Raw genomic sequence first — 22482 nt, 5'->3', positions numbered from 1 at the left:
GAAGACAGCATGCCGATCCGGGTTGGCGTTATCGGCGCCGGTGTCATGGGCGCAGACCACATCAGGAACCTCTCCACCACCATCAGCGGGGCCGAAGTCACCTTCGTGGCAGACCTCGACGCCGGACGTGCGGCAGCCGCGGCGCCACCATCCGCACGCATCACCACCGATCCTTCCGAGCTGATCAGCTCCAGTGACGTTGACGCCGTCGTCGTCGCTTCACATGACTCCACCCATGCGGGACTGGTGCTGGAATGCTTCGAAGCAATGACCCCGGTGCTGTGCGAAAAGCCTTTGGCTCCCACGCTCCTGGAAAGCCGCGAAGTGGTGGAGGCCGAAGCTGACCTCCTGGCCGCAACGGGTGCCCGGCTGCTGTCGATGGGCTTTATGAGACGCTTCGATCCCGGCTATGTCGCGCTGCGCGAAGCCACCCGGGCACGCACTCAAGGCGAGCCTTTGCAGGTCCACTGCACTAGCCGGACGGCAGCTGCGGGACCGGGCGCGAGCTCGGAGTCCGCCATCACCAACTCGGCCATCCACGAGCTCGACATCATCCCCTGGCTGCTGGATTCGCCTATCACTGAGGTGTCCTGGCAAGCGGGACGGAGTTCCCGGCACAGTACCGGTGACCTGCGTGATCCAGCCTTCATGCTCCTGCGCGCGGCCGACGGCACCCTGGCCACCCTCGAACTCTTCCTCAACGCGCAGTACGGCTACACCACCCGGTGCGAGGTCGTATCAGAGTTCGGCACCGCGGCACTCCCGGAACCGGCTGCCCTCGATGTCCGGCAGGAAGGGAAGCGCAGTTCCGAAATCCCTGCCGACTGGCGTCCACGCTTCGCCGACGCTTACCGCTTGCAACTTCAGGCCTGGATTTCAGCCCTCGAAAAGGGAGAACCTGCGCCCCTCGCCACCGGTGAGGACGGCCTGCGTGCGTCGCAGCTCGCCCAAGCCATGATCCGTTCGCTCCACAGCGACGGAGCCTACACGAAGGTGGTCTACTGATGGTTTCATCCGGCCTGCCGATATCTGGTCTTCCGGTGTCTGGTCTTGCGGGGTCCCGCGTTCCGGATTCCCGTGACGCTCCCGCGTTGCGCTGGGGGATCATGGGCCCGGGGTGGATTGCCGAGCGCTTCACGGAATCGGCGAAGGCCCATTCAAGGCAAATGATTGCCGCCGTCGGCTCCCGTTCCTTGGATCGGTCCAAGGCGTTCGCGGACGCCTTCGGCGTGCCCGCCGCGTATGGGAGCTACGAAGAACTGGCCGCCGCACCGGACATAGACATCGTGTACGTGTGCACGCCACACAACTTCCACCACGCGGCTGCTGTGCTCGCCATCGACGCCGGCAAACACGTCCTCATCGAGAAACCGATCGGCCTGAATGCTGCGCAGGCCCGGGATATCGCCGCGCGGGCCAAGGCAGCCGGCGTTTTCGCCGCCGAGGCCATGTGGAGCTTCTTCCTTCCGAAGTTCGACGTGATCCGGCAAGTGCTCGACGCCGGGATGCTGGGTACTGTGACAACCGTCCTGGCGGAATACGGCGAGCACTTCGAACGCAGCCACCGAATCTTCGACCCAGCACTGGCTGGTGGGCCATTGCTGGACCTGGGCACCTACCCGCTGGCCCTGATCACAGAGATCCTCGGCGCCCCGGAACGCTTGAGCGCTTTCGGCGAGCCCCACGAATCGGGTGTCAATGCCCAGCTCTCCGCCATCATGCAATTCCCCGGCGGAAGCCAGGCCGTCATGAATACGCACCTGCACAACTTCACTCCGACCGCGGCAACGATCGTTGGCTCCGAGGCCACGTTGACCATCGACGGCCCCTTCAATATGCCCGGTGCTTTCGAGATCCGGTTCCCGGATGGCACGCGGCTTCGTCACAACGAAGCGGCGGGCGGGCATTTGGAAGGCTTGCACTACGAAGCCGCAGCGGTGGCCCGCGCCATCGCCGCCGGTGAGACCGAAACCCGACAACGTCCCTTGGCCTCTTCCATCCGGACGATGGAAGTTGCGGACGAGATCCGCCGCCAAGTGGGCATTGAATTTCCGGGCGAAGGCAACGCCGCCTAAGCAATTGTTGTACTGACTATCGAAAGGACAGGCCCATGGCCTACATCGAACAGCACTCCTCCAGTCTCCCCACGCCGGTGCGGCTTGGCCTCATAGGCTCCGGCTGGATGGGAGCGTTCCACGGCGAAAGCATAGCTCGCAGGGTTCCCGGTGCGGTCCTGGCCGCCGTCGCCGATCCCAACGTGGACTCTGCAGCGTCCGTGGCTGCCCAGCTTGGCACGGCGAAGGTCACCGCCGACGCCGCGGACATCATGGCGGATCCCGACATCGATGCCGTCATCATTGCCAGCCCGGCGCGTTTCCACGCTTCCCTGATCGCCCAGGCCGCAGCCGCCGGCAAGCACGTGTTTTGCGAGAAGCCAGCCGCGCAGAACCTCGAAGAGCTCGACGCCGCGCTCCTCGCCGTCGAAGCAGCAGGGGTACACTTCCAGATCGGCTTCAACCGCCGTTACGCCACCGACTTCCAGGCCGCCAAGAAGGACCTGGCCGAAGGCATTGTGGGGGAGCCGCAGCTCCTGCGCTCGTTGACGAGGGATCCGGGCACCGGGAGCATCGGGCACGCAGCCAGGATTCCGGCCTGGACGATCTTCCTGGAAACCCTCATCCACGATTTCGACACCCTGAACTGGTTCAACGAAGGTGCCGAGCCGGTGGAGGTCTACGCCGTCGCGGACGCCTTGGTGGAACCGGGCCTGCGTGACCAGGGATTCCTGGACACCGCCGTCGTCACCATCCGCTACAGCAACGGAGCCTTGGCGGTGGCGGAAGCCAACTTCAGCGCTCTTTACGGCTACGACGTCAGGGGCGAAGTCTTCGGCTCCAAGGGCATGGTGCAGGCCGGACGGCCCACTGAAACGGCTGCCGTGAGGTACACCGCCGAGGGCCTTTCCGCGGAGACTCCGAGGCTCAACGTGGAACTGTTCCGCGATGCCTATACCGAAGAACTCGTGGACTTCGCAGCGGCAGTCCGCGCGCGCCGCGACGGCACGCAACCGCCGTCGGGCGCTTTCACCCTCACCCCGGGAGGCGCTGACGCGCGGCGAGCCCTGGCAATGGCTTTGGCCTGCATCGAGTCGGTCCAGCAAGGCGGACCGGTGGCCGTTACAGCTGTTTCGAGCAACAGCAAGGCGGGTGTCTGATGCGGCTGGCAGTTTGCGCCGAAATGGTCTTCACGGAGTTGCCGTTCACCGAACGGGTACGTCGGATCCATGAGGCCGGATTCGACGTCGAACTCTGGGACTCGAGGAGCAAGGACATTGCGGCACTCAAGGCGAGCGGCGCGGTCTTTTCGTCCATGACCGGGTACACCTCCGGGAGCCTGGTTGACGCCGACACCGCCGATGACGTGGTGAGGACGGCGGAGACGCTGATTCCGACCGCCCTGGAACTCGGCGTCAGCCGCATGGTGGTGCACTCGGCCGAGCTCATCGACGGCAAAGCAGCCCGTCCCGTCTACCGCTCCAACGGCAGCATGTGGATCACGGGTGCCCGGACCCTGGAGCGCCTTGGAGCGCTCGGGGAAAAACACGGATTGACGTTCTGCCTCGAAAACCTCAACACGGTGCTGGATCACCCCGGAATTCCGCTGGCCCGTGCAAAGGACACCCTGGCGCTCGTGGAGGCGGCGGGACACCCCAACGTGAAGATGATGCTGGACCTGTACCACGCACAATTGGGGGAGGGGAACCTCATTGAGCTGGTTCGCACCGCCCTGCCGCACATCGGCGAGATCCAGGTGGCGGATGTCCCGGGGCGCTGCGAGCCCGGCACCGGCGAAATCAACTACCTGGCTGTGGCCCGGGCGCTCGTCGCTGCGGGCTACGAAGGCACCGTCGGCATGGAGGCATGGGCCAGCGGCGACGACCTGGGGGCGCTTGAGGCGTTCCGCAGGGCGTTCACGCTTGGCGTCGCGGAATCCCAGGACGACTCAGCTTTTTCAACGGAGGTAGCACTATGAAGGACGTCGTTCTCGGGCTGGTTGGAGTAGGGCGGATCGGCGTCATGCACGCCAACAACATCGCGGCCCTCAACGGGGAACTGAATGCGCAGGGCATCAACGTGGAGTTGCGGCTCACGGATGTGGCCGAAGAACACGCCCGCAAGGTGGCGGCCGGTCTCGGCGCCCAATTCCTGCCGTCGGTGGGGGCTTTGATCGCCTCCGGACTGGATGGGCTGGTGATCGCAACCGGAACGGGCACGCACCCGGAACTGATCCGCGCGGGAGTGGATGCCGGTATCCCGGTGTTCTGCGAGAAGCCCGTGGCCATGAATGTGGCCGATTCGCTGCCTGTCCTGGAACATATCCGCGCCAATGATGGTGTGGTGCAGATCGGCCACCAGCGTCGCTTCGATGCCGGTTACCTCGAGGCCAAGCGCGCCTACCAGACGGGGGAACTTGGCTGGATCCACTCGCTGCGCGCCGTGACCTGCGATATGGCTCCGCCGCCCGTGGAGTTCCTCGCTACGTCCGGCGGGCTGTTCCGCGATTGTTCGGTCCACGACTTCGACATCCTGCGCTGGTTGACCGGCCGCGAGATCGTGGAGGTCTATGCCAAGGGTTCCAACAACGGTGATCCCGCCATCGGCGAAGTGGGCGATGTGGACACGGCCTTGGCTTTGATCACGTTCGACGACGGGACTGTTGGCGCAGTCTCGGCAACCCGCTACAACGGTGCAGGGCATGACGTCCGCCTCGAAATCCAAGGCTCCAAGCGTTCCCTCATGGTTGGCCTGGACGACAAGACAGCCTTGGAATCAGCCGAGGCCGGGATTGCCTTCCCGTCCGGAGAACCCCACAAGACCTTCGCCGAACGCTTCGATCAGGCCTATCGCTCGGAAATGGCAGCCTTCGTTGAACTGGTCCTGGGCCAACGGGAAAACCCGTGCACCCCGGAGGACGCCGTGGCGGCTTCCCGCGTTGCGGATGCCGCGCAGGAGTCGCTGGCAAGTGGGGTCCCGGTCAAGGTGTCATCGGCAGGAACGCTCCTCCACAAATGAGTTAGATTCCCACGACCCTCCATCACAAAAACGCTCCTCCGGAATCATCCCGGAGGAGCGTTTTTTGCGTACTTTAGGACGACATCCCGCGACAATGGAAGCCACTCGATGTCGATCGTCATATTCACAACCGGCGGATCGCCCTATACTCAGTCCCACCTCGCAATGCAGTTCGCCGTCGTAGGCATGAAAGGGAGAGAGTCATGAACACCAGTCCGCTCTCGATTGATGTTTACGTTAGTCCGATGCGCCCCTATGCGTGTCCCGATCAGCTCGGTGAGGGCGAGGTGGCCACTTGGGCCCCGATGAGCTGCACGCTGATCTCGGGACCGACCGAGGGGATCCTGATCGACGCCATGCTTACTATCGGCAATGCGAACGAGATCGGCGCGTGGGCCAAGGATTTCGGCAAGAAGATCAGGGGCATTTACATCACCCACGGACACTCGGATCATTGGCTCGGCCTCGCACGGCTCCTCGAGCATTTCCCCGAGGCACGTGGCTACGCGGCTCCTGAAGTCGCTGCTCGCGCCGCGTGGGAGGTGGAGTTCAACAAGGCTACAAATTACTGGACCACGCGTTTCCCCGGGGAGCTCCCCGAGCCCCCGGTCGTGCCTGAGGTGCTGGAGAGCGACGAGATCCTCGTCGACGGGCAGGTCGTCAAGGTCATTCACGTTGGGCAGGGCGACGTGGAGGGTTCGACGATCTTCCACGTCCCGTCGTCTGAGGCGGTCGTCTGCGGCGACGTCGTCTACAACAACGTGCACATGATGATGTACGAAGCCGACGAGGCGAAGCGTGAAGCATGGATTGCAAGCATCGACGCGGTTGCCGCGCTGAACCCGAAGATCGTGGTTGCCGGTCATAAGAGCGTGGGTGCCCCGGATCTGCCCGAGAACCTGACGGCAAGCCGGCAGTACCTGCGCGACTTCACAGCCGTTGCGAACCGGGGCGGCACCGTCGAGGATCTCGTCCACGGCATGCTTGAGCTGCACGGCGAACGCGAGCAGCCGCACACGCTATGGATCTCAGCCCGAGCGGAAGCCGCTCGCCGAGCCTGAGAACCTATTCGGACTCAATCATCTAGGCGCCGAACGGCAAGCGAGGGTCGATGTTCTGACCGTCCCAGCTCTGCCGGACCCAACCGTGGTGGGGGTCGTCGCTGATGAGCCATTCGCGCACGGGTCCCGGGCCAGCCATGACGTTCAGGTAGTACAAGTCATAGCCGGGAGCTGCCATGGCGGGGCCGTGCCAGCCGTAGGGGACAAGAACTACGTCGCCCGTGCGAACCTCCGCGGCCACGTCGATCGGGCGCTCATCGGAGGCATAGACGCGCTGGTAGCCGATCGCGTCTGCATCTGCGGGGGCGCCGGAACCGTCAGCCACGCGGGTCTCGAAGTAGTAGATCTCCTCGAGCTGCGTTTCGCCGTCCTTTTCCTCGTCATGCTTGTGCGGGGGATAGGAGGACCAGTTGCCCGCGGGGGTCAGCACTTCGCAGACGATGAAACGATCCGCCTCGAGGGCGGCAGGAGTGCCGAAGTTGTGGACCTGGCGCGAGCAATTGCCTGCTCCGCGCAGCTCAACCGGGGTTTCCGCGGCGGTCACTAGCCTGGTGGGGTACGTCGCGTTGGCCGGGGCAGTCGCAACGGCGACGCGGCCGCCGTCGGGCGAACTGATGGTGACGGCAGCGTTCGTGCCGGAATACAGGACATCGCTGGGGCCATGGAAAACCGATGCCCGCCCCGCAAGGGGATACTCGACGTCGTCGACCGTCACCGTAAAGGCGCCGTTGAGCGGCACAATGATCCGCTCTTCAGCTGCGGCGGGGAGCTCGACGGCGGCGCCCGCGGCGAGCGTGGCGACCTTGAGCCCAGTGTGGGCCCAACCGTCCACAGTCAAGGCGGAATCGGAGGTTCCGAGCGAGATGTCCCAATCGCCGTCGTTGGCGGTTCCCAATGGATAGACCCAGTTGGCCATGAAGTTATGTCCTTGCGTTAGCGCTGTACGAGTGTCATTTCGAAGCTGTAGGAATCGGCCCGGTACACGTGGTGGCCGGTCTCCACCATGCGTCCGGTGTCGTCGACGGCGGTGCGCTCCATGGTGACCAAAGCCGAGCCGACCTCCGCCTCCAAGAGCGGTGCCTGGTAGTCGTTGGCGATCATGGCGCCGATCCGCTGCGAGGCGAGGCGGAAGTTGACCCCGCCGCGGCGGAGGATGGCGTAGAGGCCTTCCGAGGCGAGCATTGACTCGTCCATGGTGGTGATGTCGTCGCGGACCCAGTTCTCCATGAGCGCCAGCGGCTTACCGCCCACTTTGCGCAGGCGGGTGAAGTGGTAGACCTTGGAACCGGCCGGAAGCTGGAGGGCCGTCAGCGTGGCTGCGTCGGCTTCCATGTGCGAGAAGCTGAGGACCTGCGTTGTGGGCTTTTTGCCGTTGTTGGTCAGGTCGTCATAGAGGCTGGAGAGCTCGAGGGGCCGGCGGACCTGGCTCGACACTACCTGGGTGCCGACGCCGCGTTTCCGGACCAGCAGGCCCGAGCGGACGAGTTCGTCCATGGCCTTGCGCATGGTGGGCCTGGACAGGTTGAGCTGGGCGGCGAGGTCGATTTCGTTGTCCAAACGGCTGCCGGGCTCCAGCACTCCGCTGTGGATGGCGGCCTCGATGCCCTGGACCACCTGGTGGTACAAAGGCACAGGGGAAGAACGGTCGATTGTGAGGCCAAGTTGATTCGCCATTGCATGCTCCCTCGCATTCCGGGACTGTCCCGGAAATTGCAAGCATGTCCGCTCATGTTCGCTTGATAGGACATACTGCTTTACTGATGATAGCAGGAGCGTTGTGCGGGTCAAGGGTGACGAAGGCGCGTCTATTGTGCCGTTTCAGGTCTCTTGTTTGGGACATGTCCAGACATCAGGACCAGACCTCACGCCCTCAGCGGCGGGCGCGGCTTCCGGCGGCGGGCGCGCCCTCAGCGGCGAGCGCGCCTTCAGCGGCGGCGTCGGGCGCTGCTGCGTTGCCGGACGTAGCCGACGGCGGCAAGGACCGCGCCCAGTCCCTCGGCGACTGCGCTGAGGGACTTCTCAAAAAACCATACGGGCTCGTACATGGACGGGAGCGGACCGATGGCAGGTATGTCGACATATCGGAAGAGGAGGACCGCTATGAAGGCGCTTCCAGCGACGATCACCGCAGCAGCGTAGGCCGGCCGACTGCCTCGGACCAAGACATACAGGGCGACGAGGATTGCCGCCGCGGCCTCAAGGCGGAACAAGTTGCCTTCCCCGATTCCGCCCGGGGCACCCAACTGGTAGCCGGAGGCAAGATCGAAGTGGACCACGGCGTCGATGACCAGGGCTGCCGCCACAAGCAGTCGCAACAGGATGTCCCGTGGCCTGCGGTTCATCGGCTTGCGGCGGGCCGCTTCACGAGTACTCATTTCACTGTCCTCCTTTCCCGCGCGCTCATTTCACGACCAGCGTTCCGTGCATGTTGGAGTGGTAGGCGCAGTGGTAGGGGTAGCTGCCCGGCGTGGTGGGCGCGGTGAACTGTGCCGTTCCGCCCCCGCCGTCGACGGAGGCGTCGAAAGCCTTTCCATCGTCCGAGGTGACCGTGTGGGCCTGGGCGTCTTCGTTCTTGACGGTGATTTTGGCGCCCGGGCTGACCGAGACAGGTCCTTGATAGCCGAAGTCCTTGATGGTGATGGTGAGCGATTGGGAGGTCCCGGACGGCGGAGCAGTCGAGGACGAGGCGGAAGGCGGGCTCGACGACGCGCCCTGATAGCCGGTTCCGGACGCCCCGCAACCGCTCACGGCGATCAGGGCGGCCGCTCCTACGATGACCATCATGGCTTTGGGGCTGTTTCTCATGATTGGTTCCCGCTTCTCGTGTCCGGTGGCGCGAATGTGTTTGCCACATTGATGAGACGAATTCCGGAGCGGTCAGGTTCACGGGCGCGGGAAATTGATTCCGGCAGGCGGACCGGCCGCTCGATCACCCCACAGGACGCAGCGTCCTGCAGACCTCCACGAATGCCTTGAACGGCGCGAGCCGTTCCTCCTCAGGCAGCTGCGAGGCCTCGGGATGCCATTGCACGGATGCCACCCAGCGCTGCGGATCCTCGAGGGCCTCCACAGTCCCGTCCTCCGCGACCGCCGTCACCACCAAGCCATCGCCTACCCGGGCCACAGCCTGGTGATGCCCTGAAGCGATCCGCACCGAGTTCCGTGAACCATAGAGTCCGGCCACCTTGGAATCCGGTGAAAGTTCGACGTCGTGCCACGCCCAGGCGCTGAGCTCGCCCTCCGCCGGGGTCAGGCCGTTGTGCTCCACCAGTGAGGGATGCATGTCTTGGATGAGCGTCCCGCCATAGACCACGTTGAGGAGTTGGTGGCCGCGGCAGATGCCGAGGGTGGGCAAACCGGCGTCGAGCGATCCCCGGGCGACCGCCAAGTCCAGGCGATCCTGGTCAGGGTTGACGTCGTAGCAGGCGTCAGTCGCTTCCTCACCGTAGAGCCGCGGATCCAGGTCTCCGCCGCCGGGCAGCAGGACCCCGTTGAGGGAACGGAGTTCGGCGGCCAGCGGACCGGCTTCGTCGGTGAAGGAGGCGTCCAGCAGCACAGGCTCCGCGCCGGCGTCGCGCACCAGTTCGACGATGAAGTCGAAGAGTTCATTCGCCTCTCCCACGCGAGGATCCGCGGTTTCGGAGCCGCTGAGGCGGACAGGTATGCCGATCCGGGGCCTTAAGCTGCTTTGCTGTTCGGAAGTCTGCATGCTCCATGATGCACTGGCCGGTCGGCTCCTGCGCAACGGGAACCGCGGGCATACGCTGATGCCATGAATCCGTCCCGCGCCCTGACTCCTAGTCCCCGCACACTCGACATTGAGAGTGTGGCCCATTTCGACAGGCTTCTGGGCTCCGGGGCCGCAACGATGCACGGATGGCACGCCCAGTCGCTGGACCTGCGAGGTCGACGGGCTGACCTGCAGCGGCTGGATCCCCAAGGCGCCATCTTCCTGGGCTGTACCTTCGACGACGGCGTCGAGGACTCCCTCCGCAGCCGCGGCGCACTCATCTTTCCCAAGCTGCGCGGAGTGCCGTTCAACCCGTATCGGGGCAGCCTCTACAGCGCCGCCGAATTGTACGAGGACATTGACTCCACGGAGTATGAAGCCACGCTGGACGCCCAGGTCTATCACTGGAGCATCATGCCGGGGCAACGGACCAGCCTGGACGCTACCCTCGCCGCCGCGCTGCACGACCACGCCATCGGGGATGCCCTGGACGAGCTCCTGGGCAACGGGGATTTCGCGGGAAACAAGATCGTGGGAGTCATGGGCGGGCACGTCGCGCAACGCGGAACGACGGACTTCGATGACGCGGCCCGCCTGGGTCGGCTCTTGGCACTGTCCGGATTCACGGTAGCCACCGGGGGAGGGCCAGGTGCCATGGAAGCTGCCAATTTGGGCGCCTACTTGAGCGGACTGCCCGACGCCGACTTCGCCGTGGCGCTGCAATCGCTCGCGGCGGTGCCGGGTTTCCGTCCCTCGGTGACGGCCTGGGCGCGGGCGGCGGCCGCCGTCGTCGGGCACCACCCGAGCGGGACGATGTCGCTGGGCATTCCCACCTGGTTTTACGGGCACGAGCCGCCCAACCTCTTCGCCACCCACATCGCCAAGTACTTCGCCAACTCCATGCGCGAAGCGATCCTGCTCGAGCTATGCAACGGCGGAATCCTCTTCCTTCCGGGCTCCGCCGGCACCGTGCAGGAAATCTTCCAGGACGCGTGTGAGAACTTCTACGGCGCCCCGGAAACCGTCACACCCATGGTGCTCGTGGGGCGTGACCACTGGGAGCACAAGTATCCCGCGTGGCCCATGTTGCAGAGCCTCGCTGCGGGGAAAGTGATGGAGGGCCGGATCTTCCTGGTGGACAGCGTCGAGGAAGCGCTCGCCGTCGTCGCGGGCTAGCTGCGCGGCCCACCCCACCTTGGAGTGAGAGCGTTATGTCCGCTGCTGGGGCTTGGGGCTGGGCATGTCCCGCGGATGATTAGTGAACATGTCCATCTCTGGAGTCCAGAACTGGGCATGTCCGGTGGGGGTAACCGTGGTGTCGGGTTAGCGCGGGGCGCGGCCGCCCAGGCGCGTGGTGATTTTGCGGGCCGCATCTTGGCAGGCCTCGCCGAGGCTGGCGAGCGTGTCCTGCGAGACCCGGAACTTTGGCGCGGGGATCAGGACGGAAGCCACGATGTCTCCACGGTGGTCAAAGACGGGGGAGGCAACGCCGACTTCTTCGATGGACGTTTCGCCGAAATTGAAGGCCCAGCCCCGCTCCACAGACTCCCGGAGCCGAAGTAGGTAGGCCTCGAGTGCTTCCTCGTCGAGCCCGGGCAATGTGATGGAGCCGCTGCGGAGGAGCTTGCGGACACGGTCGGCGTCTTCGGCGGCAAGGAAGACCTGCACCGAGGAGCTGAGCGCCTCGTTGTAGCGGGCACCCAACGGTGCGAGGTGCTTGACCTGGTGTCGGCTGGCGATTTGCTCCACGCACATGGATTCGCTCCCGTTCCACACCATGAGCGCGCTCGTCTCGCCGGTCCGTTCGCTCAGTTCGCGCAGCACGGGATAGGCCACGCGGCGCTCTTCCAGTTCGGCGAGGAGTGGGCCGGCCAGGGCAATCATCCCCAGGCCGAGCCGGAAGCGGCGGGACTCGGGGTCGCGTTCCACCAAATGTTCTTGTTCAAAGGTTGCCAGGATCCGGGACACGGTGCTCTTGTGCAAGCCGATCCTGCCGGCGATCTCGGTGACTCCCAGCAAGGGTTCCTCGGCGGTGAAGCTGCGGAGCACGGCAATGGCGTTCTCGAGTACCGAAGCGCCTTTGGAATCGCCGTTGGCCGGGGTGTCGCTGATGGTTGCACGCGGTTCTGCACGCCGTTCTGCACGCGGTTCTGCACGCCGTTCTGCTGGGGTCATGATGGTCACTATATGGCTCTTTTAATGGGGACATGCCCAGCCTTGGCCTAAAGCAATGAGCATATGAGTCATATGTCCACTGCTCGGGCGCAAGGCTGGGCATGTCCATTGGAGGTGGGTGTTAGGCGCCGATGATGTTGTACTCCGGGCCGAACGGGAACTTGGTGATGTTCTCGGCGCTGTCTTCACCGACCACCAGGATGTCGTGTTCCCGGTACCCGCCGGCACCCGGCTGGCCGTCGAGGACCGTGATCATTGGTTCCATGGAGACCACCATTCCTGGCTCCAGGACCGTGTCGATGTCTTCGCGCAGCTCAAGTCCGGCTTCGCGGCCGTAGTAGTGCGAGAGGACTCCGAAGGAGTGTCCGTAGCCGAAGGTTCGGTTGGCGAGCAGTCCATGCGAAACATAGATCTCGTTGAGCTCAGCCGCGATGTCCTTGCAGACTGCCCCAGGCTTGATGAGCTCCAGTCCGCGCTTGTGGACCTCCACGTTGATGTTCCACAGTTCCAGGGAGCGGGCATCGGGTTCGCCGTAGAACAGGGTCCGCTCCAGGGCCGTGTAGTAGCCCGAGGTCATGGGGAAGCAGTTCAGCGACAGGATGTCGTGTTCCTGGATCTTGCGGGTGGTTGCCCAGTTGTGGGCGCCGTCCGTGTTGATCCCGGACTGGAACCACACCCAGGTATCGCGGATCTCGGAATCCGGGAACGTCCGGGCTATCTCGTGGACCATGGCTTCGGTGCCGATCAGGGCCACCTCGTACTCGGTGATTCCGGCCGTGATGGCGTTGCGGATCGCCTCGCCGCCAAGGTCGCCGATGCGGGCACCGTGCTTGATGACCTCGATCTCTTCGGCAGACTTGATCATGCGCTGGCGCATCGCGGCTTGGGCCACATCCACAAGGGTCGCGCCGGAGAAGGCGGCCTGGATCTTGTTGCGGTTGTCCAGTGGAAGGGAGTCGTCCTCAACACCCAGGCGCCGGACGTTGATCCCACGGGTGCGCAGTACTTCCTGGATGCCGAAGATGTAGTTGTCCCGGCGCCAGTCCGTGTAGACCAGGTTGTCTCCATAACTGCGGCGCCACGGCATTCCTGCGTCGATGTTGGCTGTGACTGTGACGGTGTCGTCGGCCGTGACCACCATGGCGTAGGAACGGCCGAAGTAGGTGAACAGGAAATCGGAGTAGTACTTGATGGAGTGGTAGCTGGTCAGGACAACGGCGTCCAGTTCCTTTTCGGCCATGATCCGGCGAAGACCGGCAAGGCGCCGCTCAAACTCTGCGTCGGAGAAAGTCAGGGAGACCTTCTCTCCGTTGTTGAGGACCTTGAGGCGCTCAAGCTTGGCGACGTCGCTTACGGCTTCATTCTCGGTGATGGTCATGGGTGGTGATCCTTTCAATGGGTGGGTTGTTTTCAGTCCTGCTGTAGGGGCTTCTTGGAAGTCTCCACAGCGAAGAGGACCGCGATGAGGGAAATTACGGCGGCCGCCACGAGGTACCAGCCGGGAGCCAGTTGGTTGTGGGTCAGGCCGATAAGGAGGGTTGCCATGAATGGGGCAGTGCCGCCGAACAGGGCGTTGGAGAGATTGAAGCTGACCGCGAAGCCGCTGTAGCGGACCCTCGTGGGGAAGAGCTCGGCAAGGAAGCTTGGCAGGGTGCCGTCGTTGAGCGTGAGCATGCCACCCAGCAGGATCTGCACCAGGACAATGACCAGGAAATTACCGGTGTCGAGGAGCATGAACGCCGGAACGGTCAGCACCACGAACAGTACGGAAGCCGTGATGAGCATGCGCTTGCGGCCGAACCTATCCGATGCGATCCCCGTCAGGAAGATGAATCCGATGTAGCTGAGGAGGGCAATGGTCGTGGCAAGGAACGATTCGGCCGCACCGAAGTGAAGCTCCTCGGAGAGGTATGTCGGCATGTAGCTCAGGATCACGTAGAACCCGACGGCGTTGAGCAGCACCGCGCCCGTCGCGATGATCAACTGCTTGCGGTACGTCTTGAACATCGCGAAGGCCGGAGCCTTGACCGCGGTGTCCTTCGCGGCCATTTCGCGGAAGGCCGGGGTGTCCTCGAGCTTGGTGCGGATGTAACGGCCGATCAGGCCCATCGGGGCGGCCAGGAGGAAGGGCAATCGCCAGCCCCATTCGCCGAGCTGCTCCGCGCTCAGGACCGAGCTGAGCAGTGCCGCCAGCAGGGAACCGAGCAGCAGGCCCGCCGCTGTACTGGCAGGCACGACGGCGGCATAGAGTCCGCGCCGGTTGGCCGGCGCGTATTCCACCAGGAAGGCTGAGGCACCTGCGTATTCCCCTGCTGCCGAGAAGCCCTGGACAACGCGGACGAGCAGCAGGAGGACAGGCGCCATGACCCCGATGGTGTTGTAGCCAGGGATGAGGGCGATGCAGAACGTTGCCACGGACATCAGCACGATCGACAAGGAGAGTGCTTGTTTGCGTCCGAGCCGGTCACCGATGTGGCCCCAGATGAATCCGCCCAGGGGCCGGACGAAGAAAGAGACGGCAAAGACGCCGAACGTGGCGAGCAGGGCGGTCTGCCGATCAGATGCGGGGAAGAAGACGGTCGAAATAATCCCGGCAAGGTAGCCGTAGACGGCGTAGTCGAACCATTCGACGAAGTTGCCGATGAAGCTTGCAGTGATAACGCGGCGACGGGTGTCTTTGCTGACTGTGTGGCTAGTCGTTTGCTTTGACGGGCCGCCCGGGGTGGCTGTCGCATCGGGAAGGTCGCCGGACCCGCCTTTGGATCCGGCATTCGCGCTTCCCTGGATTGCTGCCACGGAGGATGTTTCGTTTTTCATGAATCCACCAAGAACTTTTGGGTTGCATTCAACGCAACGCTGTTGCACCAGAATAGATGTGTTGTGCGTCACCGTCAAGAGCCTTCCCTCACCACGCAACTGACTCGCACTTATCGTCGTTTTGAGGGCTCTAAACGACAACAAGTGCGAGCTAGTTGGGGAAGGGCGGCGCACTCGTTGCAACGCGGTTGCGTAGAATGAGTAAGGCGCTGCTCTGGGAGGCAAAAAGAAGCTCCCCGGATCCAAGGACCCGGGGAGCTTCAAGGGGAGATGCGGAAAAGGACTATTTGAGCCAGGCCGCCACCACATCGGGGTGGGCATCCACCCATTTCTTGGCCGCGGCATCGGGCTTCATGCCGCCCTGGATGTCAGTTGCAACCGAGTTCTGGTCCGCGTTGGTCCAGGAGAAGGCCTTGAGCAGTTTCGCGGCAGGAGAGCCGCTGTCCGCAAACTTCTTGGCCATCACTTTGTTCAGTTTGTAATCGGGGTAGTCACAGGCCACCTTCTCGGCGTCGGCATCGCAGCCCGGGGTGTAGGCGGGCAGGCTGACCTTCTTGAGGGGGACCTCGGAGAGGAACCATTGGGGTTCGTAGAAGTAGCCCAGCAGCGGTGTCTTGTTCTTTTCCGCCGTACGGAACGACTGGATCAGAGCTGCTTCCGAGCCCGAGAAGACCACTTTGTAGTCGAGGCCAAGGTTCTTGACCAGGGCTTCGTCGTTGGTCACGAAGGCGGGGTCGCCGTCCAGGACCTGGCCTTTGCCGCCTGATTCGGAGGTGGCAAAGAGTGAGGCGTACTTGTTCAGGTTCTTGCTGTCCAGGATGTCCGGGTACTTCTGCACCATCCATGGTGGTACGTACCAGCCGATGTGCCCTTCGTTACCGGTGGGGCCGGCGTCCACAGCCACTTTCTGGTCCGTGATGTATTGCTTCGTGAGGTCCGCGTGACCCCAGTTCTCGAGGATGACATCGACTTCACCGGAACCAAAGCCCTGCCAGGAAATCTGCTCCGAAAGATCCTTCTGGACTACCGTGCAACCGAGCTTGTTTTGGGCTACGTAGCTGTAGACGGCCGCATTTGCCGTGTAGCCGACCCACGCGTTGAGGGCGACATTGACGGTTCCGCAGGGCGTATCCGAGGAGCCTGCGGCTGCCGCTTGGTTCACGGAAGCGCCTCCGCAGCCAGCTAGCAAGAGGGCTGCAGTAACGGTTCCGGCAAGGACGGGAATTGTTCGTTTCAAAAGCTGTCTGGTTCTACTCATGGTTGGGGTCTCCTTGTTGGGGCGGTGAACGGGGAGGAATTAGTGCGCGCTCGATTTTGCTGAGCGGATTTTACGGACGGGATCGGCTGCGGCAGCCTGGGTGATGCGGTCCAGCAGGATGCCGAGGAAGACGATGGCCAGGCCGGCGGCAAGGCCCTTGCCGAACAGCGAGCTCTGGACAAAGCCAGCGACGACGTCGTACCCCAGGCCGCCTGCGCCGACCAGTGCTCCGACGACCACCATGGCCAAGACGTAGATCAAGCCTTGGTTTGCGGCGAGGGCCAGGGATTTCCTTGCCATTGGGAGCTGGACCTTGGTGATGACCTGCCACGGGGTTGACCCGCTGGAAACCGCAGCCTCCATGACGGTGGGGGAGATCGCTGCGATGCCGTCGGCCGTGATCTTGATGGCCACAGGCGCTGCATAGATAATTCCGGCGACGATGGCCGTGAATCTCGTTGCGCCGAAGAGGCCTAGGAACGGAACCAAGTAGACGAAGGCAGGCATGGTCTGGCCCGCATCCAGCATGGGCCGCATGATCTGGTCCACCCTGTTGGACCTTCCCATCGCCACACCGAAGATGATGCCCAGCACCATGACCACGGCCGTGGCAACAAGGGTGCTGGCCAGGGTGACCATGGCATCGCTCCACAGGCCGAGGTAAATGATCGCGGCCAAGCATGAGGCGGTGACCAGTGCCAGCTTCCAACCACCGAGTGCGTAAGCCGCCACGAGGACAACCGCGACGAGGAGGTAGAAGGGGGTCTCGGTCAGAAGGGATTGGAACGGATTGAGGATTCCGTTGGTCAGGGCCTCGCGGAATGACACCGTAAACAGGGAGAGGTTTGTCTGCAGCCATTCGCTGGCAGCGCCGACTCCGCTGACGATGTCCGGGCCAAAGTTGAGGTTCTTCGGAAAGGCTGCGGCCCAGAGCATCGTCCGGGAAAGCTGGACCATGACAAGGGCGACAACGAGGCTGACAGCGAGCAGGATGTACCTGCTTCTCCGAGATATCCGGCGCTTACGGGCTGCCCCGGGCTCGGCCCGGCGGCTGGCAGCCGTGGTGACCCGGTCCAGCACAATGGCCAAGAGGACGATCGACAGGCCGGCGTTGACTGCTGTCCCGACGTCGAGCGATTGCAGGGCACGGACAACCACCTGTCCCAGCCCCGGCGCCGCGATCAGCGCTGCGATGGTGACCATGGACAAAGCAGCCATGGTGCTTTGGTTGATCCCCATCACGATGGTGCGCCGTGCCAGGGGGAGTTGAAGGGTGAGAAGCCGCTGAAACCCTGTGGTGCCCAAGGAGTCGGAGGCTTCCCGGGTGTTCTCCGGGATGTTCCGGATTCCGTGTGCCGTTAGTCGGATGAGCGGAGGCACCGCGTAGATCACCGTGGCGATGACCGCGGAGGCAGGGCCGATCAGGAAGATGAGGGCCAAAGGAGCCAGATAGACGAACGTGGGGAGGATTTGCATGAAGTCGAGGACCGGAGTGATCACTTGGGAAACCCGGCCCGAGATCCCGGCCAAGACTCCGAGCGGGATGCCGATCAGGAGGCTGAACAGCACGGCTGTGAGGACGAGGGCGAAGGTGTAAGCCGCTTCCGTAAACAGACCCTGGAGTCCGAAGAACGTGAATGCGGCTGCCGTCAGCAATCCCACCCGGGCATTGCCGACCGCAAAGGCGATCCAGCTGAGCAGGCCGACAGTTCCCAGCCAGCCGATTTCCGGTAGGCGAAGCCCGGTGGAGCTGGCGGCAAAAGTGCTGGTGAACAGGTTTGCGACTGAATCGACGGCGGAGCGGAAGGGAGTAAAGACGTACTGGAAAACGGGATTGTCCGCTCGGTTCGATGCGACCCAGGCATTGAATTGGTTGAGCGAACGGTGCAGGTCAGTCAATTCCGACGCCGGCAGCGTGAGGGTCGATGTGCCGTGCAGGAACAAGAACCCGAGGAGCCAGAGGACTCCGGCGGCACCGAGGAGTAATACTCGGCGACTCAGCCGCTTGCGCGGCGGGCGGAGGGCGTTGGCGTTGGTCTGAACCGGGGCCCGGTCACGAACGAGAGTGGACATCATGCCGCTACTTCCGTGCTGCGGATGACTGACAAGATGCTGTCGCGGTCGATCTGGCCGGTGATCCTGCCGGAGTCTTCCACAAGCACGGGACACGTCGAATTCATGACGGTGGGAATGGCGTCGCGGATGATCGTGCCTGCACTCAGGACGGGAGCATCCCCGGGAGTGCCCAAAGCTAGCGGATCGGTGATCCATTTGAGCGTCAGGACATCCGCGCGGGGTACTTCTGAGACGAAGTCGGCAATGTACTTGTCCGCCGGCGATCCGACAAGGTCATCGCCGGTGCCGCACTGGACTGTCTCGCCGTTCCGCATGATCAGGATGCGGTCCCCGAGTTTAAGCGCTTCGGATAGGTCGTGGGTAACGAACACCATCGTCTTGCCCATCTCTTTGTGCAGCCGGATGACTTCCGCCTGCATATCGCGCCGGATGAGGGGGTCCAGGGCCGAGAACGGCTCGTCGAAGAGGATGGTGTCCGGGTCGCCTGCCAAGGCGCGGCCCAGTCCGACACGCTGCTGCATTCCGCCGGAAAGCTGATCGGGGAAATGCTGCTCGTAGCCCTTGAGGCCCACCAGTTCGATGATTTCGCGGGATTTGGCGTAACGCTCATTTTTTGACGCTCCGCGGATCTGCAAGCCGTAGGACACGTTGTCCAGTACGGTGCGGTGCGGGAGGAGGCCGAAGTGCTGGAAGACCATGGACATCTTCCTCCGGCGCAGTTCCCGAAGTTCGGTGGTTCCGGCCTCCAACACGTCTTTTCCGTCGACCAGGACGCTCCCCGACGTCGGTTCGATCAGCCGGGTGAGGCACCGGATCAGGGTGGACTTTCCTGATCCGGACAGGCCCATGACGACGAACACCTCGCCCTTGGCGACGTCGAAGTTCATGTCCCGCACGGCAGCATTGCAGCCGGTGCGTTCAAGCAATTCGGCGGAGCTTAAACCCGACAGCTCGGGATTCTTGGGGATCTTTTCACCTCCGGGTCCGAAGACCTTCCAGAGGTTGCGCACTGATATGTCAGGACTGCTCATTGCTGTACTCCTGCCTGTGGCGGCTCGAACCAGTGGCTGGGCCCGGGGCTGATGTTTTGCCAGATGTGTTTTGTTTCTCGGTATTCGGCCAAGCCAGCGAGCCCCAATTCGCGGCCATTGCCTGACTGTCCAAAGCCGCCCCATTCGGCTTGCGGAACGTAAGGGTGGTAGTCGTTGATCCAGACCGTCCCGTGACGCAGCGCTTCGGAGACCCGCTGGGCCTTCGAGGCGTCTGCCGTCCACACAGCGCCGGCCAGTCCGTAGACGGTGTCGTTCGCCAGCCGGATAGCTTCTTCCTCGGTGGTGAACGTTTCCACCGTCATGACGGGGCCAAAGGATTCCTCCTGGACCACGCGCATCGAGGTCTTGCACCCGTCCAACACGGTGGGCGGGTAGTAACTGCCTCCGGCCAGCTGAGGGCTGTCCGGAATGAAGCCCCCGCAGAGCAACCGCGCGCCCTCCGCAACTCCGGCCTGCACGTAGGCATGGACCTTGTCCCTGTGGGCCGTGGAGATCAGCGGGCCGGTCTGGGCCTCCTGGTCGAAGGGGCCGCCCAGCCGGATCTGGCGTGCACGGCGGACTACTTCGGCCACGAACTCCTCGTGAATGGACTCTTCGACAATGAGCCGCGCCCCGGCCGAGCAGACCTGTCCCGAGTTCAGGAAGACGGCAGTCAAGGCGTTGTCGATCGCGGCCTCCCGGTCAGCGTCGGCAAAGACCACATTCGGGTTCTTGCCGCCGAGCTCGAGGGCCACGCGCTTGACCGTCTGCGCCGCAGCCACCATGATCCGCTTGCCGGTTTCCAGCCCGCCCGTGAAGGAGACCAGATCGACCCGCGGATCCGAACTGAGCACAGCCCCGACCTCCGGTCCCGTTCCCGTCACGAGGTTCGCGACGCCGTCGGGCACGCCTGCTTCACGCAGCGTGTCCATGAGCAGGATGGACGTCGAAGGCGTCAACTCACTGGGCTTCAGGACAAAGGTATTCCCGGCCAACAGCGCCGGTGCAACTTTCCACGAAGCCTGCAGGAGCGGATAGTTCCACGGCGTGATGAGGCCGCAGACGCCCACGGGTGCATGGACGACCCGACTGATGGCGCCGGGCCGGCCGGTATCGATCACGCGGCCCGCGTCCGTGCCTGCCACGCTGCCGTAGTAGCGGAAGCAGGCTATGACGTCGTCGATGTCGTATTCGGCTTCGACCAGGCGCTTGCCGGTGTCGAGGGCTTCGGCCGCGGCGTATGCGGCCTTGTCCCGCTCCAGCAGCCCGGCCACGCGGAGCAGGATCGCGCCGCGTTCCAGTTCCGGCGTGGTCGGCCAGAGGCCGTCGTCGAACGCCTTCCGGGCGCTAGCCACCGCTGCCTCGGCATCGGCCGAGGTGCACTCGGCGACGTCGGCAACATGGGTGCCGTCCGCCGGACAGCTGATGCTGCGGATTCCCCCGGCGGACTGCCGCCAGCCGCCGTCAACGTAGCTGCCGCGCACCGTGTGGGTCTGGGAAAGTTGTGGGCTGTTCATGCCGCTCCTTGGTTCCTTGCCGGAGTGACCTGGGGCTGGCCGTCCAGGCTTTCCAGGCTGTCCGGAACCGGGCTGCTGCCGTGCCGGTAGAACTCGGCGGCGATCGGAGCGAGGGGTTCGCGGCCCTGGATCAAGTCCGCAGCTTTCTCGGCCAGCATCATGACCGGCGCGTAGATGTTGCCGTTGGTCACGTAGGGCATTGCCGAAGCGTCGGCCACCCGTAGGCCCGAGGTGCCGTGCACCCTCATGCTGAGCGGGTCCACAACGGCCATGGGATCGGTGGCCGGACCCATCTTTGCGGTGCAGGACGGGTGCAGGGCGGTTTCGGCGTCGCGGGCTACCCAGTCGAGGATTTCCTCGTCTGTCTGGACGGACAGACCGGGGGAGAGCTCACCGCCATCGAAAGGCGCCATGGCCGACTGCTCCAGGATCTGCCGGGAAATCCGGATGGCTTCGACCCACTCGCGCCGGTCCTGCTCCGTGGAAAGGTAGTTGAATTTCATGGACGGGTGGGCGGTTGGATCCGTGGAAGTGATCTTCAGGCTGCCGCGGGCGTCGGAGTACATGGGCCCGATGTGCACTTGGTAGCCATGCTTGGCGTCGGCCTTTTGGCCGTCATACCGGACGGCAACGGGCAGGAAGTGGAACATGAGGTTGGGGTAGGCCACGTCTTCGTTGGAGCGCACAAAGCCGCCGCCTTCGAAGTGGTTGGTGGCCGCTGGTCCTTTGCGCCCGAACAGCCACTGCAGGCCGATCCATGGATAGCGCCACAGGCTCAGGCTCGGCTGCATGGAGACCGGTTGGGTGCAGGCGTGCTGGATGTAGACCTCCAGGTGGTCCTGCAGGTTTTCGCCGACGCCGGGCAGGTCGACTACTGGCTTGATGCCGACGGACTTGAGGTGCGTGGAGTCCCCGACGCCGGACAACTGCAGGAGCTGCGGGGTGTTGATGGCCCCTCCGCACAGGACGACTTCCTGGGCATCGACGCTGTGCTGCTTGCCATTGCGGCGGTAGCTGACGCCGGTGGCCCTGACCTCGGAGGTTCCAATCCCGTCGAAGTTGATTTTCGAGACGAGCGCCCGGGTCCTGACCGTGAGGTTTGGCCGGTTGAGGTTCGGCCGCAAGTATGCCCGGGAGGCAGAGAGTCGCTGGCCCTTGTGCACATTGCGGTCGAAGGGGCCGAAGCCCTCCTGCCGGTAACCGTTCACATCGTTGGTGCGCGCAAAACCGGCTTGTTGGGCGGCGCGGAAGAACGCCTGGAAGAGGGGATTGCGCGCTGGACCGCGTTCCAGGACCAAGGGTCCGTCGTGTCCGCGCAGTTCATCGTCGGGTTCCGCGGCGAGCGCGGTCTCCATGCGGTTGAAGTAGGGGAGGCAGTGCGCGAAGTCCCAGGTCTCCATCCCGGCGTCGGCTCCCCAGCGTTCGTAGTCCAAGGGGTTGCCACGCTGGAAGATCATCCCGTTGATGGAACTGGAGCCACCCAGGACCTTGCCGCGGGTGTGGGCGATCCGGCGTCCGTGCATGTGCGGCTCGGGGTCGGATTGGTAGCGCCAGTCGTAGAACCTGTTCCCGCTGGGGAAGGTGAGCGCCGCGGGCATCTGGATGAACAGGTCCCAGGGGTAGTCGCTGCGGCCAGCCTCCAGGACCAGGACGGTCTTGGAGGGGTCCGCGCTGAGCCTGTCCGCCAGCACCGATCCGGCGCTGCCCCCACCCACGATGACGTAGTCAAACTTTTCGTTGGCCAT

The 22482-nt window shown here is 63.8% G+C and carries 20 protein-coding genes; 7 read left to right on the top strand and 13 right to left on the bottom strand.

All coding sequences use genetic code 11. The annotated features are described in order from the left end of the window. The first annotated feature begins 9 nt into the window (after positions 1 to 9). The 6 genes from AC4CS3_RS12965 to AC4CS3_RS12940 all read left to right on the top strand — a co-directional run bounded on the left by AC4CS3_RS12965 (position 10) and on the right by AC4CS3_RS12940 (position 6133). On the top strand, positions 10 to 1005 hold the full coding sequence (locus AC4CS3_RS12965; RefSeq protein WP_490783829.1) for a Gfo/Idh/MocA family oxidoreductase: 996 nt from the start codon (positions 10 to 12) through the stop codon (positions 1003 to 1005). 35 nt (positions 1006 to 1040) lie between these two features. Then, positions 1041 to 2075 (top strand): Gfo/Idh/MocA family protein, encoded by a 1035-nt coding sequence (locus AC4CS3_RS12960; protein WP_490783828.1) that lies wholly within the window; start codon positions 1041 to 1043, stop codon positions 2073 to 2075. A 35-nt stretch (positions 2076 to 2110) separates the two neighbouring features. Next, positions 2111 to 3214, top strand: a complete 1104-nt coding sequence (locus AC4CS3_RS12955) for a Gfo/Idh/MocA family oxidoreductase (protein WP_490783827.1) — start codon at positions 2111 to 2113, stop codon at positions 3212 to 3214. After that, complete coding sequence (locus tag AC4CS3_RS12950) at positions 3214 to 4032, top strand: TIM barrel protein (protein WP_490783826.1); 819 nt, start codon at positions 3214 to 3216, stop codon at positions 4030 to 4032. The genes AC4CS3_RS12955 and AC4CS3_RS12950 overlap by 1 nt, the downstream gene beginning before the upstream one ends. Beyond that, a complete protein-coding gene (locus AC4CS3_RS12945) occupies positions 4029 to 5072 on the top strand; it encodes a Gfo/Idh/MocA family oxidoreductase (protein ID WP_490783825.1) in 1044 nt (347 codons plus the stop codon). Before AC4CS3_RS12950 ends, AC4CS3_RS12945 begins: the two co-directional genes overlap by 4 nt. 203 nt (positions 5073 to 5275) lie before the next feature. Beyond that, complete coding sequence (locus AC4CS3_RS12940) at positions 5276 to 6133, top strand: MBL fold metallo-hydrolase (RefSeq protein WP_490783824.1); 858 nt, start codon at positions 5276 to 5278, stop codon at positions 6131 to 6133. Positions 6134 to 6155: 22 nt separating this feature from the next. Here AC4CS3_RS12940 and iolB read toward each other — a convergent pair whose 3' ends face one another. The 5 genes from iolB to AC4CS3_RS12915 form a co-directional block, all read right to left on the bottom strand. Beyond that, positions 6156 to 7049: a 5-deoxy-glucuronate isomerase gene (gene iolB / locus AC4CS3_RS12935; protein WP_490783823.1), complete on the bottom strand. Its 894-nt coding sequence runs from the start codon at positions 7047 to 7049 to the stop codon at positions 6156 to 6158. A 17-nt stretch (positions 7050 to 7066) separates the two neighbouring features. After that, entirely contained in the window at positions 7067 to 7807 is a 741-nt protein-coding gene (locus AC4CS3_RS12930) for a GntR family transcriptional regulator (RefSeq protein ID WP_490783822.1), read from the bottom strand. Between the two features lie 251 nt (positions 7808 to 8058). Further along, entirely contained in the window at positions 8059 to 8508 is a 450-nt protein-coding gene (locus tag AC4CS3_RS12925; RefSeq protein WP_490783821.1) for a hypothetical protein, read from the bottom strand. Between the two features lie 25 nt (positions 8509 to 8533). Beyond that, positions 8534 to 8938 carry a cupredoxin domain-containing protein gene (locus tag AC4CS3_RS12920; protein ID WP_490783820.1) on the bottom strand — a complete coding sequence of 135 codons (405 nt, stop codon included), beginning with the start codon at positions 8936 to 8938 and terminating at the stop codon, positions 8534 to 8536. Positions 8939 to 9062: 124 nt separating this feature from the next. Next, complete coding sequence (locus AC4CS3_RS12915) at positions 9063 to 9842, bottom strand: gamma-glutamyl-gamma-aminobutyrate hydrolase family protein (RefSeq protein WP_490783819.1); 780 nt, start codon at positions 9840 to 9842, stop codon at positions 9063 to 9065. A 63-nt stretch (positions 9843 to 9905) separates the two neighbouring features. Here AC4CS3_RS12915 and AC4CS3_RS12910 point away from each other — a divergent pair, with 63 nt between their 5' ends. Further along, positions 9906 to 11039, top strand: coding sequence for an LOG family protein (locus AC4CS3_RS12910; RefSeq protein ID WP_490783818.1), 1134 nt, complete (start codon positions 9906 to 9908; stop codon positions 11037 to 11039). A 147-nt stretch (positions 11040 to 11186) separates the two neighbouring features. On the opposite strand, the gene AC4CS3_RS12905 is transcribed toward AC4CS3_RS12910, so the two are convergent. The 8 genes from AC4CS3_RS12905 to betA form a co-directional block, all read right to left on the bottom strand. Beyond that, positions 11187 to 12038, bottom strand: a complete 852-nt coding sequence (locus AC4CS3_RS12905) for an IclR family transcriptional regulator (protein ID WP_490783817.1) — start codon at positions 12036 to 12038, stop codon at positions 11187 to 11189. 121 nt (positions 12039 to 12159) lie between these two features. Further along, entirely contained in the window at positions 12160 to 13416 is a 1257-nt protein-coding gene (locus tag AC4CS3_RS12900; RefSeq protein WP_490783816.1) for an aminopeptidase P family protein, read from the bottom strand. A gap of 32 nt (positions 13417 to 13448) precedes the next feature. After that, positions 13449 to 14855 (bottom strand): MFS transporter, encoded by a 1407-nt coding sequence (locus tag AC4CS3_RS12895; protein WP_490783815.1) that lies wholly within the window; start codon positions 14853 to 14855, stop codon positions 13449 to 13451. Positions 14856 to 15138: 283 nt separating this feature from the next. Beyond that, positions 15139 to 16113, bottom strand: a complete 975-nt coding sequence (locus tag AC4CS3_RS12890) for an ABC transporter substrate-binding protein (RefSeq protein ID WP_441413024.1) — start codon at positions 16111 to 16113, stop codon at positions 15139 to 15141. Positions 16114 to 16152: 39 nt separating this feature from the next. Beyond that, on the bottom strand, positions 16153 to 18186 hold the full coding sequence (locus AC4CS3_RS12885; RefSeq protein ID WP_490783814.1) for an ABC transporter permease: 2034 nt from the start codon (positions 18184 to 18186) through the stop codon (positions 16153 to 16155). After that, positions 18186 to 19220, bottom strand: a complete 1035-nt coding sequence (locus AC4CS3_RS12880) for a quaternary amine ABC transporter ATP-binding protein (RefSeq protein ID WP_490783813.1) — start codon at positions 19218 to 19220, stop codon at positions 18186 to 18188. Before AC4CS3_RS12880 ends, AC4CS3_RS12885 begins: the two co-directional genes overlap by 1 nt. After that, positions 19217 to 20737: an aldehyde dehydrogenase family protein gene (locus AC4CS3_RS12875; RefSeq protein WP_490783812.1), complete on the bottom strand. Its 1521-nt coding sequence runs from the start codon at positions 20735 to 20737 to the stop codon at positions 19217 to 19219. Before AC4CS3_RS12875 ends, AC4CS3_RS12880 begins: the two co-directional genes overlap by 4 nt. After that, complete coding sequence (gene betA / locus AC4CS3_RS12870; RefSeq protein ID WP_490783811.1) at positions 20734 to 22482, bottom strand: choline dehydrogenase; 1749 nt, start codon at positions 22480 to 22482, stop codon at positions 20734 to 20736. Before betA ends, AC4CS3_RS12875 begins: the two co-directional genes overlap by 4 nt.

This window comes from Arthrobacter sp. SE2 (genome assembly GCF_058244265.1).
This window is presented reverse-complemented; position numbering and strand designations above follow the sequence as displayed.

What these genes read in the sequence shown, in the direction of transcription:
- AC4CS3_RS12965 (WP_490783829.1), top strand. Translation starts at nt 10, where the DNA reads ATGCCGATCCGGGTTGGCGTTATCGGCGCCGGTGTCATGGGCGCAGAC.
- AC4CS3_RS12915 (WP_490783819.1), bottom strand. Translation starts at nt 9,842, where the DNA reads ATGCAGACTTCCGAACAGCAAAGCAGCTTAAGGCCCCGGATCGGCATA.
- AC4CS3_RS12950 (WP_490783826.1), top strand. Translation starts at nt 3,214, where the DNA reads ATGCGGCTGGCAGTTTGCGCCGAAATGGTCTTCACGGAGTTGCCGTTC.
- AC4CS3_RS12910 (WP_490783818.1), top strand. Translation starts at nt 9,906, where the DNA reads ATGAATCCGTCCCGCGCCCTGACTCCTAGTCCCCGCACACTCGACATT.
- betA (WP_490783811.1), bottom strand. Translation starts at nt 22,482, where the DNA reads ATGGCCAACGAAAAGTTTGACTACGTCATCGTGGGTGGGGGCAGCGCC.
- AC4CS3_RS12925 (WP_490783821.1), bottom strand. Translation starts at nt 8,508, where the DNA reads ATGAGTACTCGTGAAGCGGCCCGCCGCAAGCCGATGAACCGCAGGCCA.
- AC4CS3_RS12875 (WP_490783812.1), bottom strand. Translation starts at nt 20,737, where the DNA reads ATGAACAGCCCACAACTTTCCCAGACCCACACGGTGCGCGGCAGCTAC.
- AC4CS3_RS12955 (WP_490783827.1), top strand. Translation starts at nt 2,111, where the DNA reads ATGGCCTACATCGAACAGCACTCCTCCAGTCTCCCCACGCCGGTGCGG.
- AC4CS3_RS12885 (WP_490783814.1), bottom strand. Translation starts at nt 18,186, where the DNA reads ATGTCCACTCTCGTTCGTGACCGGGCCCCGGTTCAGACCAACGCCAAC.
- iolB (WP_490783823.1), bottom strand. Translation starts at nt 7,049, where the DNA reads ATGGCCAACTGGGTCTATCCATTGGGAACCGCCAACGACGGCGATTGG.
- AC4CS3_RS12920 (WP_490783820.1), bottom strand. Translation starts at nt 8,938, where the DNA reads ATGAGAAACAGCCCCAAAGCCATGATGGTCATCGTAGGAGCGGCCGCC.
- AC4CS3_RS12905 (WP_490783817.1), bottom strand. Translation starts at nt 12,038, where the DNA reads ATGACCCCAGCAGAACGGCGTGCAGAACCGCGTGCAGAACGGCGTGCA.
- AC4CS3_RS12900 (WP_490783816.1), bottom strand. Translation starts at nt 13,416, where the DNA reads ATGACCATCACCGAGAATGAAGCCGTAAGCGACGTCGCCAAGCTTGAG.
- AC4CS3_RS12945 (WP_490783825.1), top strand. Translation starts at nt 4,029, where the DNA reads ATGAAGGACGTCGTTCTCGGGCTGGTTGGAGTAGGGCGGATCGGCGTC.
- AC4CS3_RS12940 (WP_490783824.1), top strand. Translation starts at nt 5,276, where the DNA reads ATGAACACCAGTCCGCTCTCGATTGATGTTTACGTTAGTCCGATGCGC.
- AC4CS3_RS12895 (WP_490783815.1), bottom strand. Translation starts at nt 14,855, where the DNA reads ATGAAAAACGAAACATCCTCCGTGGCAGCAATCCAGGGAAGCGCGAAT.
- AC4CS3_RS12880 (WP_490783813.1), bottom strand. Translation starts at nt 19,220, where the DNA reads ATGAGCAGTCCTGACATATCAGTGCGCAACCTCTGGAAGGTCTTCGGA.
- AC4CS3_RS12890 (WP_441413024.1), bottom strand. Translation starts at nt 16,113, where the DNA reads ATGAGTAGAACCAGACAGCTTTTGAAACGAACAATTCCCGTCCTTGCC.
- AC4CS3_RS12930 (WP_490783822.1), bottom strand. Translation starts at nt 7,807, where the DNA reads ATGGCGAATCAACTTGGCCTCACAATCGACCGTTCTTCCCCTGTGCCT.